The organism is Bacillus mycoides, assembly GCF_018742245.1.
Taxonomy (GTDB): Bacteria; Bacillota; Bacilli; order Bacillales; family Bacillaceae_G; genus Bacillus_A; species Bacillus_A cereus_U.
The window spans coordinates 2632631-2646472 of record NZ_CP036132.1 but is presented as its reverse complement, the minus strand read 5'-3'; the positions used below and the strand labels follow the sequence as shown (position 1 = coordinate 2646472).

Below are 13842 nucleotides of genomic sequence, written 5' to 3'. Positions count from 1 at the left end.
TGTAAAAATGTTTTCTACAATTGGGGAAAAAGAATAACATAAACTACTATTTTATAGCAGCATAAATAAAAATTCTCATTTTAAATACAGAGATGTCGTCGAACGCTATCTCTAATTGGTTAATTTGTGAGATTTTTTTGTGAAGGAGCTTATTTTATAAGAATAGAATTTAAGTTAATAAGAGATCGTGCCTATGGTAGTGAAAAAATATGGGTTAGGGGGATTTGAAAATGAGGAAACTCAAAAGAGTAAATGTTCCTAATATACCAGAGCAACTATCACAGCCTAACGACAATCGAACTATAAATAAGAAGAAGTTAAGGCGTTTTATTTTCATGTTCATTTTTATTGCTGCGACTACTCTTTACGTTCAATATATTTTGACGAAACAACAAGAAGTAATTAATGGCAAACAAAATACAATAACGAACCAAAAGAAACAATTAGTTTCTTTAAAGAAAGATCAAGGTTCTTTAAAGACTAACATCGAGAATTTAACGGATAATGAAGAAGAAATATTAAAGTTTGCGAGAAAAGAGTATCAATTTTCTAAGTCAAACGAAACAATATTCGTATTGCCAAAGTGAAGTGGTGGAACAGTTAGCGATAGCTAACTGTTTTTTGATGTATGAGGAAAAGGTGTTTGTAGTGTGAATGTCATGGTACAAGGAGCAATGACATATTGTAAAAATGAGAAGTTTGAGCCATTTTTAATTGTTTTAAGAGATTTCCATAATTATGGAATATATGTCAAAATAAATATTGTTAAAATTCTGTCAATTGTATATAATACAAGGTAAGCGGATACATTTTTTGATCAACGTTGAGTTAACAGCTTATACGTCTGTTAAGAAAACCGTTATCCTCGTATAAGAAAGGAAGATAGCTGTGTACGCTTCAAATACAATTTACGTCGTAGGGGATGCGAAAGCACCTCAAAATAATCCCATTACCGAAAAGTTCAAAAGTTATTTTGTAGCATTTGTACTTGAGAAGGATACAGGGGAAATTGTAGATGCAGATTGCTCAGCGACAATTGCATTAACATCTCAATTTGTTAAATATTTGTTTCTACATAAAAATATTAATGACCCAGCATTAGTAACAGAAATAAAAAATCGATACTTCGGTTCGTCTCAAAAGGCGCTACTTGTAGCGCTAAAGGATGCACAAAAAAAATATAATCAGATCGCTGCTTTGTCTACCCATTCATAGACAAAATCCAGCCGTAAGAATCTTCTTATGGCTGGATTTTTTTGTTTCGCATTAACGGGCAGAATAAAGCCTCCCGTGGATTAAAGTATTACTCTATAAACAACGAAAGGATGAACAAAATGAAAATTACCGATGTGAAGGTAAACCGCCGACATGTAAAGCTTCATACACCGTTTAAAACAGCGCTTCGTACTGTAACGGAAATCGAAAGTATAGATGTGTTTATTCATACAGATGAAGGAATTGTTGGAAAAGGAGCTGCTGCAGCAACGCCGGTTATTACAGGTGATTTTGCCAACGGGATGGAGGAAGCAATATTAGGACCAATTCGTTCTGTAGTAGTTGAAAAAGATGTACTGCAATTTCAAACGTTATTGTTACACATTCAAATGAGTTGTATAGGAAATACAAGTGCAAAAGCGGCGGTAGATATGGCTTTATACGATGTGTATTGTCAATTTCACAACATACCGTTATACGCATTACTAGGTGGAAAGAAAGAGATTTATACTGATATTACAGTAAGTGTGGATGAACCTTTATTAATGGCAAAAGAAGCAGAAAAGCATATCGAAAAGGGATTCCAAACATTAAAAATTAAGGTGGGTAAAGAGGCACATTTAGATTTGGAACGCATAGAGGCAATTCGAAATGTGGTTCCAAAGAATACGACGTTACGTTTAGATGCAAATCAAGGATGGAAACCGAAAGAAGCGGTTTCTATTATTAGAGAAATGGAGAATAGAAATTTAAATATAGAATTTGTAGAACAACCAGTTCATGCGAAAGATTGGGGTGGATTAAAGTACGTGAAGGACAATGTACAAACGCCTATTATGGCAGATGAAAGTATGTTTTCGGCAAGCGACGCATTAAAGATTGTCCAAGGAGGATATGCAGACCTACTTAATATTAAATTAATGAAATGCGGTGGTATTCGAGAAGCCTGGAAAATTGCGGATATTGCGGAAGCAGCAGGTGTGAAGTGTATGGTTGGAAGTATGATGGAATCTTCACTTTCAGTTAGCGCTGTTGCACATTTAGCTGCGGCTCATCCGAACATTCATTACTTTGATCTTGATGCACCGTTATGGTTAGTAGAAGCGCCAGAAGGGATGACTTACACTGGCCCAAAGGTAAACCTGCATTCTGTAGTGAATATACAATCTTAGGAGGAGTACCTAGTAAACTATCTTTTAAGGGGGATATATTATGAAAAAAGTGGGGACTGCATTATTAACGACATTATTCATTTTTTCATCTTTCACATCGGCAAATGCCGAAGAGAAAAAAGATAAGAAAGCATTTATTGATGTGGCAGCTGCGACGTTATGGACCGCACCAGATTCGCTTCGGCCAATCGATGCACCGAGCGCCACAAATCCAGTTGATTTGTGGAAGTGGACGAAATCAATGACGCTTGATGAGAAGCTTTGGTTAACAAACGCAAATAAATTAGAAACACAAGCGCTACTCGGTCAAGAAGTAACGGTTGTTGATAAGAAAGGTGACTGGGTGAAAGTGTTAGTCCATGGTCAGCCAACACCACGAAACGAAGTAGGTTACCCGGGATGGATGCCCGAAAAACAATTAACGTATAATCAGGAATTTGCAGATAAAACAAACGAACCTTTTGTATTAGTAACGAAACCGACAGCAATTGTATATATTAACCCTTCTGAAAAACATAAATCGCTTGAAGTCAGCTATAATACGCGTTTACCCCTATTAAGTGAAGATACGATCTCATATCGCGTATTGTTGCCAAATGGTCAGAAGGCGTGGCTACGGAAAAATGATGGAACTGTTCACCGTTCTCAAAATGATATTCCTATGCCAACAGCTGATGATTTAATAAACACCGGCAAGATGTTTTTAGGCTTACCATATATATGGGCTGGTACAAGTGGGTTTGGTTTTGATTGCTCTGGATTTACACATACGATTTATAAATCACATGGCATTACCATACCGAGGGATTCTGGGCCACAATCAAAAGCAGGAATTGCGGTTGATAAAGAAAACCTACAAAAGGGCGATTTAATATTCTTTGCACATAATCAAGGAAAAGGTAGTGTTCATCACGTTGGAATGTATATTGGTGATGGAAATATGATTCACTCACCAAGAGCTGAAAGGTCAGTTGAAATAATCCCGTTAAATACACCAGGATATATAGAAGAATACGCTGGTGCTCGTCGTTACTTACCGTAAAAAATAGAGGGGGTTTTGAAATGAAAAAGGTAGTTCGCTATTCATTAGTTAGTACTCTATTAGTTTCTTCATTTTTAGTTGGCTGTGCAAAAGAAAAAACAACTACAAAGCCGAAAGATGAGAAGAAAGTATTACAGCTACTAGAAACGGGTGAAATTCCATCATTAAATTCAGGGAAAGTAACAGACGCCGTATCGTTTAACGTTTTGAATAACGTAATGGAAGGGTTATTCCGTTTATCGAAAAATGATGAAGTGATCCAGGCTGGGGCACAGAAATATGAAGTGAGTAAAGACGGAAAGACTTATACATTCCACTTACGTGATGCGAAATGGTCTAACGGCGATCCAGTAACAGCTCATGATTACGTATATGCTTGGAAGCAACTTATTAATCCAGATACAGCCTCTCAATATGCATATATTGCGTACGATGTGAAAAATGCGGAAAAAATAAATAAGAAACAATTAGGATTAGAAGAATTAGGTGTGAAAGCAAAAGATGATAAAACGTTCGTTGTGGAATTAGAACATCCAGTACCGTATTTTACAAAACTACTTATTTTACCGTCATTCTATCCAATTAATGAAAAGTTTGCGAAAGAGCAAGGGGATAAATACGGTTTAGAGGCGAATAAAGCGATATATAATGGGCCGTTTACATTATCAGAGTGGAAGCACGAAGCAAGTTTTACAATGAAGAAAAACGATAAATATTGGGATAAAAAAGAAGTGAAATTAGATGAAGTAAACTACCAAATTGTTAAAGAAATTTCAACTGCGGTAAATTTATATGAAACAGATAAAGTTGACAGAGCTGTCATTTCCACAGAATTCGTAGATAAATATAAAAATAATAAAGAACTGAAACAATATACAGATCCGGTTATGTATTTCTTCCGTTTCAATGAAAATGTACCGATTCTTAAAAATAAAAACGCACGTCTTGCACTTAGCACAGTTTTTGATAAGAAGGGACTTGCGACTTCGTTTTTAAATGATGGATCGGTAGCTGCGAACTACTACGTTCCGAAAGGATTTTTAAAGGGCCCAGATAAGAAAGATTTTAGAGATACGGCTGGAGAGTTTAATAAGACGAACGTAAAACAGGCGAAGGAATATTGGGAAAAAGCAAAGCAAGAGACGGGAACAAATGAAGTAACGTTAGAATTCTTAAACTATGACTTAGAAAACTTTAAAAAAGTAGGAGAGTATATTAAAGAAGAGCTTGAGAAAAACTTACCAGGGCTAAAAGTAAATGTGAAATTACAACCACATACTCAAAAACTAGCGCTAGAGAAGAAAAAAGAATATGAAATGTCGTTATCACGCTGGTTACCTGATTATCCAGATCCAATGACTTACTTAGAAGTATTCCTTTCGGGAAGTACTGTAAATAATACAGGATATGCAAATCCAGAATATGATGCGTTAATTAAAAAGATTAAAACAGAATTAGGTAATGATGAAAAAGCTCGTTGGAAGGCATTGCAAGATGCGGAAAAAATGCTCCTTGATGATGCAGTAATCGCACCAGTATTCCAGCGCGGATTATCTTACTTACAAAAACCATACGTGAAAGATTTATACGTACATCAATTTGGCCCAGCAACAAGCTTGAAATGGGCCGACATACAAAAGTAAAGAAAGAGGAAAAACAGACTTCACGTATGTGATAGTCTGTTTTTTCTTATAGCTTCAAATGAATTATAGACATTTTATGTATTTTTTCACTGCTTAAAAATAAAATTATTACTAAAATTCCAGTGTGAAATGTATGTAGAATCTTGTATAATTAACATGTTTCTTTGGAAACACTTTCTTGCTCTATAAGTATTTAACTTAATAGTGCAAAGAAATGGAATACATACATGTAAATAATAGATAAATAGAATGGAACATGTATAGAGAAAAAGGAGAGAAATGATGACGTGTCAAAAACAAGGGTTACAATTTAATAGTACTAGAAAGAGGAATAGCAGATGAAGATGAAGCATGCTTTCGGACCAATTATTTTAGCCTGCGTACTTTTTTTCATTGTATTACTTATTCCATCTAAAAGTTTAGTATCACTTATTAGCGATAGGAAAGTTGAAGATGCGGCAACTTCCTTGCAAAAAGAGAAATTACAAAGTGTTTTCTTGCAACAGAAAATGTTAGAGAATTCGCAGTACTTACCGATGTATGGTTCATCAGAGTTTTTACGAATGGATGCATATCATCCGTCTAACTATTTTAAAGTAAATCCAGCTGGCTTTACACCATTTTTAATGGGGACTGGCGGTACGCAAAGTTTGGCTCATATATTAAATATGACGTCAACAATGGATGAATTAGAAGGTAAAAAGGTAGTGTTTGTTCTTTCACCACAATGGTTTACAAAAACTGGTGTATCACAAGGGGACTTTTTAAATAATTTTTCTAAACAACAAGCATATCATTTTATCTTTAATGATGAAATAAATCCTGATATGAAGAAGAAAATTGCGAAACGTTTACTAGATTATAAAGTAGTTCGTAAGGATGCGATATTAAGTAGCTCACTAGAAAGTATTGTGTATAACGATATAAAACATAACATAAAGGCTGGACTAGCTAAACCGTTAGCATACATGTACCGGAATATTTTAGATCATAGAGATCTATTTAACTCTCTATTTAAAATCGAACCGATGAAAGAGAAAACAAATATGGGATTACGTTCACTTTCTTGGGAAGATGCACGTAAACATGCGGAACAAGAAGGTAAAGTAGGATCCACAACAAATACATTCGGAATTGAAAATCCATATTACTATAAACATAATTTAAAGAAAAAATTAAAAGGTTTAAAAAACTTTAGAGCAAATGAATCGTATGATGATTCACCAGAATATGATGACTTACAAATTGTTTTAGATCTTTTCAAAGAAAAAAATGTAAAACCACTCTTTATTTCTGTGCCTGTAAACGGACCGTGGTATGATTACGCTGGTTTCCCAAAAGAACGCCGTGATGTGTATTATAACAAGGTTCGCGATCAAGTCGAAAAAGCAGGATACCCAGTAGTTGATTTTTCTAGCCATGAATATGATAAGTATTTCTTAAAAGATACAATTCATTTAGGCTGGAAAGGCTGGATCTATTTTGATGAAGCAGTGCAGAAGTTTTATTCTGAAAAATAATGTATAAACAATGGAAACAGGAATGGCGATAAAGCCGTTCCTGTTTTTTAATATAAAGGATTTTGGTGCGGGCAATTTGGAAAGGCGTGTATATCTTGAATTTGTCTAAAATCATAATGTTTCATTGCAAATTGAGCTTGGTAAAGGTATTCGTAAACAAATAATTGATTATTTTGTACACCGCATAAAACGCCGGAAGTTCCTTGTCCATTCATGAAGGAAATGCCGATAGGGCGTCCGATTAAGTATGGTACTTTTTGATGCCAATGCATAGGGGAATCACTCCTTTTGAGTTACTATACGAAGTTACAAATGAATTGTAACTTATCCAAGTAAATCTTAAACTGGAGGGTTTTAATGAAATGTCTAGAAATCATTAATATGAATGAATTATTAGTGTGGAAGAGGAGTGCATTATGGAGAAAGAAAGGATTCGGGAAGAAAAGTTAAGTCTAATAGAATGGTGCCAAACATTGAATGGAATATCGGAGGATAAATGGTTTCAACCATTTAAAAAAGGTTCATGGGCAATTGCGGATGTAATTTCACATTTTATCGTTTGGGATGAGTTTTTAATGAAGTATAGAATTCCATATTTTATAAGTGGACAATCTGTACCTAACGTTCCAACAGATGTTGAGGAAATGAATAAGGGTGCAATAAAATATGCAAGGTCTGGTATTTCAAAAGAAGAACTAATAGATCAATTTAGCTTTACTCGTAAACAGTTAGTTGATCAAATTAACCAAATTTCTGCCCGGAATTTTAAAGATGACTACCAATTCGGCACGAAAAGAGTGAGATTAAACGATTATTTTTCATCACTCATTCAACATGATTTAAAACATAAAGAAGAAATAATGCAATTTATAATATATAAACAAGCCTATAATAAAAAACCGCTATAATTCTAAATGAATTTATAGCGGTTTTATTATAATCTTAAGCAAGCTGTTTACGTTTTTTTGTCCACTTTTTTATTACGAAATATAAAAGAATAAGTACGACGCCACCGACAGCAAATGATTTCACATACGGTCCAGCAATTTCATTAATATTCTCCCAGTTTTCACCTAGTTTTTCACCTAGATAAATGAAAATGATAGACCAAGGGATTATCGCAAGTGCTGTTAACGTAGTGAAACGTAGTAATGGCATTTTTGTGATACCAGCAGGAATTGAAATCGCATGACGCGCTACCGGAATGAAGCGCGCTGTGAAAATTACGCCAGTACCGTAACGATTAAACCAATCTTCAGCAGCATCCATTTGTTTTTTATGTATGAAAATATACTTACCGTAACGTTCTAATACAGGGCGACCACCATATCGACCAATCCAGTAAACAAAGATTTGGGCAATAACACCGCCAATTGTACCGAATATAACTGCACCTACAAATGAGATACTACCATTGAATACTAAGTATCCAGCATAAGCTAGGACGATCTCACTTGGGATAATTTCAATCATAAGTCCAAGCATTATGCCCCAATAACCTAATCCTTCAAAAAATGTTAATACTGAATGAATAAAACTACTTAACATTGTTGCACCTTCTAGTTCATGGATTTTTGAATATAGTGAACCTTTTATTTAACAACATAAAAGGTTCACTATATGTAGATTATACCTTATTTACATAGGGGATTGCTATTTCAATACTTTTTATCTCTCGTATTTATAATAAAGGAAATAAATTGAGTTTTCATGAAGAGAAAATGAAAGGAGTATTAAAAAATCCTCATTTTCTATGTGGTAAAAATAGGGAGGAGGGTTTGCTATTTCTAGTTGCAACATCGATATTTCATATACTATCTTTTATAAATACAAAAAGAGGAGTCTAAACTATGGCTCCTCTTTTTACGGTTTCACATCTAAATTTTGTAAAAACAATGTTGCTGAAACATAACGTTTCGCTAACATTTGTACATATGCGGTATGAACAGATAGGGTAGCGATAATAATAGCGTTACGAATTGCTTCGCGTTGTTCGTTATTGATTTGATCAAACTTGCTTGCGATTTTATCAGCTTTTTCTTTTACAATATTTTCGATCGTATGAATGGTATCTGTTGCATTTAGTTGTAAGCAGTTCCCTTGATTCAGTTCTTCAAATAAAGAAGAATAAGCTACATATAAATGAACAGGGTTAATTAAATCATCACTTCGATCGGCCGGGTCATTTACGATAAGTCGTAATAGTTTGCGAATAGATTCAAAATCAAGCGCTGTTTTTAAATCTTCAACAATGAATAATAAGGCTGCTTGTTCGATTGAGTATTTCTTCCCTTTTTGAGGGGAGCCAATCATTTCTTTTATATCTCGTTTCACCCAGTTTTGCATAGCAGTTACAGAGAAACTTGTGTTTTCAATCTGATTACCAAGCGCAACTATTTCATTTAAAGAAAAACCGACATCCGTATCATCGATTTTAATTAATTTTTCAAAAATAGGTGAAAGTGCGGTTGTAATAAAAGCTGTAACGCTTTGTCCGCTTTCAATATCTTTTTTATGTGACTTTGCCCAAGCTTCTTGTAAAATGCTAAGAGGTTTTTTCGGATTCCATCCTCTAAGTGATAGAAGGAGCGTTGCCATTTCGTTTCGTGTGAGATGAAATGTTTCCATCTTTTCACCTCCAAAATTATAAAAAGTTCTTATGAACTTATAATATGTTTTGTTTCATTTAAAGTCAATTCCGTTTTTCTTAATTTTTCCTTTGTTATGGAATTATTGTCGATAGTAAATAATACTTGCATATTTCGACAAAAGTTCATATAATGAGTTCATAAGAACCTTTAAAAAGGTTTTAAAATAAATCTATCATTCTTGTTTTAAAAGAAAGGTAGATTTCACATATATCTATATAAAAGGAGAATGGATATAATATGTTGAAAAAACTTGTAGCAGTAATGACAGCATTCATGGTTATCTTTGGGGCTAGTAGCTTTATGTTCGTAAATCACGCGGAAGCGAAAAGTTACAAATCTGGTAAAAAATCATATACACCAAGTTCTGGTCAAAATTCAAAAGTTGATTTAAACAAAAAAGATTCTAATGTAAATTCACAAAAAACGACAACAGATTCAAAAACAAAAGCAACAAACACAGCACCAAAAAGTAATAAAGGTGGCTTTATGAAAGGTTTATTACTAGGTGGTCTTGGTGGTTTACTAATGGGTAGCTTATTTGCAAATATGGGAGCTCTTGGTTCTGTATTAGCGTTTATGGTAAATATGTTAATAATGGCTGGTATCGTAATGTTAGCAGTTCGTGCATTTAAATACTTCAAAGATCAACGTAAGAAAAAGGCAGATGAAGTAGCATGGAAACAATAAAAATTTCTGAACAAGAGCTTATAAATGCGCTTTGTATATATATCGCTGAAAAAAGACAAGTTGGTCCAGAAGAAGTTTCAGTTGAACTAATGTATGATGATGACTACGGTTTCTCTGCAGAAGTAGAGGTAAATGGTCGCCAGCAAATATTAATTCAAGCGAACTTAATCGAAGCACTACGCTTACTACTTGATCGAGAATACAACGTCAATTCATTTGCAGCAAGATTGCAACTTGAATTAGATGATGAAGAAGGTATTTACGCATTAGCGAAATTTAATAACTCAGATGAGTAGTGAAAAGAGCTGTTGAGAGTAATCTCAGCAGCTCTTTTTAGTATGTGCATATGTAGAAGAATAATCATACCAAAGTTCATTCATCTTCCGTCTACCAACATCAATCATTGGATTAAATTGAATCGCTGCTTTTTGACGAACAGAGTGAACGTTTTGCATTGCTTGTTGTAATTGTTGGTCGACTACGTCACGTTTCTCACTTGCATGTTTAGCAATAGATAGACCCGCGACAGCTCCTTGCGCCATTGCGATTTTTCCGCTTTCAATTCCAGTAATATTTCCAGCTACAAATAAACCGGGAAGAGGGGTTTCCATTTCTTCTGAATGAAGCGGAACATGCCCGCCAAGTTCAGGAATGTAATGGAATGGGCATCCCGCTACAGCGGCAAGCTCAGCAAGCGGATATAAACCTCCGGCAATACAAACGAAGTCAGCCTCATATATCTTTTCTGATCCATTAATAACATTTCCGTTAGAATCAATATTAGCAACACGAACACCTTCAACTTGATCTGTTCCGATAATTTCAAGCGCAGCTTTACGAAGATGAAGCGGCGTCCCGTTTATTTTCATTCCGCTATTTGGATAGAAGGTTAATCCAGCTTTTCGAATCCAATCATATTTCATAAAACGGCTACCTAAACGCAGAAAAGCAGAAGGAGCGAGGTGAGCTGCATTTAAAAGAGAGTTCAAAACTTCTTCTGGTTCACCAGCCTTTTGGCTTAGCTCACTTTTTTCAGGAAGTACAATATGTTCTACTTTAATTCCAGCTAATTGTAATTCATTTAAAATGGCGAAAGACAAAATGTTAGCGCCAATTATGATTCCTTTTTTTCCAACTTGCACGCGGTGAACATTTGTCATAACTTGAGCTGCTCCAATTGACATAACTCCTGGAAGTGTCCAGCCAGGAAGGGGAATAGAATACTCAGCAGCCCCAGTAGCAATTAGTACGAACGGTGCTTCTAACGTACCGATATTTGTATGCACGAACCAAGAACTTTCATCTTTATCTAAATTATAGACGGAAACACCACACCGAATATCGACTGAAAGGGATTTTGCTTCTTCGTGAAGGCGTTTGGATTCTTCTACTCCGTTCCACCATTCCCCAGTAGGCTCTTGATGCAACTGTCCTAACAATCTCCCGCCCGGCTTCATAAATTCATCAATAACAAGTACGTTAAGTCCAAAACGTGCACAAGAGATGGAAGCTGATAATCCTGCTGGTCCTGCACCAATAATAATTACATCGATCATCGCTTTTTCACCATCTCTCTCACGATATTTGGATGCTGTTTTCCGCTTTCAACAATCATATCGTTTTCTACAACCGTTAAGCAAGCTCGTACGTTCGTTTGATTGTTTACAGTCACGCGGCATTCAGAACAATGCCCGATATTACAATAAATACCTCGCGGCGTCCCGCTATCTTCATGCACTCTTAACGTTCTTATTCCGTTTGCAAGTAGAGCGGCCGCTATCGTTTCATGTTCATATGCTTCATATTGTTGACCATTAAATTGAAAATTGATGCGCTGACTACTATTTAAACTACCTAAAATAGGGTGATTTATAATTCTATTCATTTATTTTCACCTACCGCCCCAAAAGTAACTGCACGCACTGGTGGTTGATATTTTAATGGAATCTCGTCAGGAGATGTACCAGGGTTAGCGTTTTCGATCATTCGATCTAGTGTTGTTCTACATGTACGTCCCCCGCAAAAACCCATACCAGCACGCGTTCTTAGTTTTAACTCACGAGCTGAGCAATTATATTCAGCAATTGTCGATTGAAGTTGTCCGTATGTAACTTCTTCACAACGACAAACAATTAAATTCTCTTTATTCGTCATATGTATTCCTCCTCTAGTTCGGTTTACACAAATTATTATGCAATAACTATGCCAACATAGAGGAGGAGAAGGGGTTATTGTAACCCAAGCCTTTTTAAGCGGTTATATAAAGTGGCCCTCGTTACCCCAAGTTGTTTCGCACATTCTAATTTATTACCATCTAAAATGCGTAAAGCTCTTTCAATTACCTTTTTCTCGTGCTCATCCATTTCTTCTTGTAAAGAAAGAATCGTATTATTATTGCTGAGTAATAGGGAATGAGCCGTATGATTGTCTAAGGTATCATTTGTATGAAACGGTAAATATTCTTGTTTTATAATGCCGTCTGTCGCAAATACGACGAGTCTTTCAACTACGTTGCGGAGCTCGCGAATATTACCAGGCCAATTGTAATGAAGCAGTTCATGCATAATGCTTGAAGGTAAGTCGCGAATAGGCCTGTTATAGTTTATTGAAAAATCGTTTAAGAAGGAATAGGTTAATTCGATAATATCCTCGCGTCTTTCGCGTAGTGGCGGAATATGCAAGCTTACTACGTTTAAGCGATAGTATAAATCTTCCCGGAAAGTTCCTTTTCTCATTTCTTCTTGTAAATCACGATTTGTAGCAGCGATAATGCGGAAATCAATATTTATTTCTTTTTCTCCACCAACTCGGTAATACTTTCGTTCTTGCAGTACACGCAAAAGTTTCACTTGCATATCAAGCGGCATTTCTCCAATCTCATCAAGGAATAAAGTACCGCCTTGCGCGAGCTCTATTTTTCCTTTCTTACCTTTACTATTTGCACCAGAAAACGCCCCGCGCTCGTAACCAAATAATTCACTTTCAAATAACGCTTCAGGAATTGCACCGCAGTTAATTGAAATAAACGGGGCATTTGCTGTTTCACTTGCTTCATGAATTGCTTTCGCAAACACTTCTTTTCCAACTCCGCTTTCGCCGAGTATTAAAACCGTGGATTTCACTGAACAAACCTTTCTAGCTAATTGAATCGTTCGTTGTATAACAGGGCTTTTTCCATTCATCGCAAGGAAAGGATCGGATGTATCTTTATATTTTGCTACTTCTTGTTCTAATCGGTGCATTTCATGCGACATATTAAATAGTTTTTCATTCAAAGCGACTTGATTTGTAACATCAGTTTCAGAAACGACTGCTCCTATAATTTCATTGTTACAATAAACTGGATTTGAATTAATTAATACGAACAAATCCGGACGAGGCTGATGGAACTGGGCGATTATGCTTTTTCCGTCATGTAATGATTGTAAAATTTCTAAATCTTTATAATCAAAAAAACGTGTAATCGGTTGTCCAATAATTTCGTTATGTTTGACTGAAAAGATTTTTTCAGCGCCATCTGTCCACGTACGAACGCATTCTTTCTCATCAATGACGGTAACAGAAGAATCAGTCGTTTGAATGACAGTGTTATAAAAAGCTAGCAGATCATTGTAAGACTTATAAAGAAATGGAATCATTTGTTGAGCAGTTACACAGCATATAGGATCTAGATTTTCGTTCACAATTACAACTGCCGAATTGTTAGAAAAAGCTTCGATTAACGTAGTGAAAGAGTCCTCTTCATAAATAACTGCGCAACTCCATTCTTCAGTAGATGAATGGATGTAATAAAATTTTTCACCTACCTGTTTCATGTGCTTAAACACACTTGTACGATCAATTGATAAAATTTTTATAAACTCTTTTATTGTTGGAAATGAAAATGTCATAGTGTCCTCCTGGTATGTATAA

16 protein-coding genes are annotated in these 13842 nt (G+C 35.4%); 9 read left to right on the top strand and 7 right to left on the bottom strand.

The window, feature by feature from the left end; translation table 11 throughout:
* Window positions 1-230: 230 nt before the first annotated feature.
* The 6 genes from EXW56_RS13475 to dltD all read left to right on the top strand — a co-directional run bounded on the left by EXW56_RS13475 (window position 231) and on the right by dltD (window position 6592).
* The gene (locus EXW56_RS13475) at window positions 231-587 is read left to right on the top strand and encodes an FtsB family cell division protein (protein WP_215556970.1); all 357 of its coding nucleotides are present in this window, start codon (window positions 231-233) and stop codon (window positions 585-587) included.
* A gap of 301 nt (window positions 588-888) precedes the next feature.
* Window positions 889-1215: a DUF3870 domain-containing protein gene (locus EXW56_RS13470; protein WP_002012954.1), complete on the top strand. Its 327-nt coding sequence runs from the start codon at window positions 889-891 to the stop codon at window positions 1213-1215.
* A 110-nt stretch (window positions 1216-1325) separates the two neighbouring features.
* Window positions 1326-2387 (top strand): dipeptide epimerase, encoded by a 1062-nt coding sequence (locus EXW56_RS13465; protein WP_215596630.1) that lies wholly within the window; start codon window positions 1326-1328, stop codon window positions 2385-2387.
* A gap of 40 nt (window positions 2388-2427) precedes the next feature.
* A complete protein-coding gene (locus tag EXW56_RS13460) occupies window positions 2428-3429 on the top strand; it encodes a C40 family peptidase (protein WP_098988644.1) in 1002 nt (333 codons plus the stop codon).
* Window positions 3430-3449: 20 nt separating this feature from the next.
* Window positions 3450-5072 carry a peptide ABC transporter substrate-binding protein gene (locus tag EXW56_RS13455; protein WP_215596629.1) on the top strand — a complete coding sequence of 541 codons (1623 nt, stop codon included), beginning with the start codon at window positions 3450-3452 and terminating at the stop codon, window positions 5070-5072.
* Window positions 5073-5410: 338 nt separating this feature from the next.
* Entirely contained in the window at window positions 5411-6592 is a 1182-nt protein-coding gene (dltD, locus tag EXW56_RS13450; protein WP_215556967.1) for a D-alanyl-lipoteichoic acid biosynthesis protein DltD, read from the top strand.
* Between the two features lie 47 nt (window positions 6593-6639).
* Here the strand turns inward: dltD and EXW56_RS13445 are convergent, their stop codons facing one another.
* The gene (locus EXW56_RS13445; RefSeq protein WP_002110344.1) at window positions 6640-6864 is read right to left on the bottom strand and encodes a hypothetical protein; all 225 of its coding nucleotides are present in this window, start codon (window positions 6862-6864) and stop codon (window positions 6640-6642) included.
* 144 nt (window positions 6865-7008) lie between these two features.
* On the opposite strand from EXW56_RS13445, the gene EXW56_RS13440 reads away from it, so the two are divergent.
* Window positions 7009-7500, top strand: coding sequence for a DinB family protein (locus EXW56_RS13440; protein WP_002200222.1), 492 nt, complete (start codon window positions 7009-7011; stop codon window positions 7498-7500).
* 34 nt (window positions 7501-7534) lie between these two features.
* Here the strand turns inward: EXW56_RS13440 and EXW56_RS13435 are convergent, their stop codons facing one another.
* Together EXW56_RS13435 and EXW56_RS13430 are read right to left on the bottom strand one after the other, a co-directional pair.
* Window positions 7535-8140, bottom strand: coding sequence for an undecaprenyl phosphate transporter UptA (locus EXW56_RS13435; protein ID WP_002110341.1), 606 nt, complete (start codon window positions 8138-8140; stop codon window positions 7535-7537).
* Window positions 8141-8455: 315 nt separating this feature from the next.
* Window positions 8456-9220, bottom strand: a complete 765-nt coding sequence (locus EXW56_RS13430; RefSeq protein WP_002110340.1) for a DUF1836 domain-containing protein — start codon at window positions 9218-9220, stop codon at window positions 8456-8458.
* 260 nt (window positions 9221-9480) lie between these two features.
* Between EXW56_RS13430 and EXW56_RS13425 the strand changes: the two genes are divergently transcribed.
* Both EXW56_RS13425 and EXW56_RS13420 read left to right on the top strand, forming a co-directional pair.
* On the top strand, window positions 9481-9930 hold the full coding sequence (locus EXW56_RS13425; RefSeq protein ID WP_215556966.1) for a hypothetical protein: 450 nt from the start codon (window positions 9481-9483) through the stop codon (window positions 9928-9930).
* A complete protein-coding gene (locus EXW56_RS13420) occupies window positions 9918-10226 on the top strand; it encodes a YxcD family protein (protein ID WP_002110338.1) in 309 nt (102 codons plus the stop codon). Before EXW56_RS13425 ends, EXW56_RS13420 begins: the two co-directional genes overlap by 13 nt.
* 24 nt (window positions 10227-10250) lie before the next feature.
* Here EXW56_RS13420 and EXW56_RS13415 read toward each other — a convergent pair whose 3' ends face one another.
* The 4 genes from EXW56_RS13415 to EXW56_RS13400 all read right to left on the bottom strand — a co-directional run bounded on the left by EXW56_RS13415 (window position 10251) and on the right by EXW56_RS13400 (window position 13820).
* Window positions 10251-11486, bottom strand: coding sequence for an NAD(P)/FAD-dependent oxidoreductase (locus EXW56_RS13415; RefSeq protein WP_215596628.1), 1236 nt, complete (start codon window positions 11484-11486; stop codon window positions 10251-10253).
* Window positions 11483-11815, bottom strand: a complete 333-nt coding sequence (locus tag EXW56_RS13410) for a (2Fe-2S)-binding protein (RefSeq protein ID WP_215556965.1) — start codon at window positions 11813-11815, stop codon at window positions 11483-11485. Before EXW56_RS13410 ends, EXW56_RS13415 begins: the two co-directional genes overlap by 4 nt.
* Window positions 11812-12084, bottom strand: a complete 273-nt coding sequence (locus EXW56_RS13405; protein ID WP_002065856.1) for a (2Fe-2S)-binding protein — start codon at window positions 12082-12084, stop codon at window positions 11812-11814. Before EXW56_RS13405 ends, EXW56_RS13410 begins: the two co-directional genes overlap by 4 nt.
* Before the next feature lie 74 nt (window positions 12085-12158).
* Window positions 12159-13820 (bottom strand): sigma-54 interaction domain-containing protein, encoded by a 1662-nt coding sequence (locus tag EXW56_RS13400; protein WP_002200224.1) that lies wholly within the window; start codon window positions 13818-13820, stop codon window positions 12159-12161.
* Window positions 13821-13842: the final 22 nt, after the last annotated feature.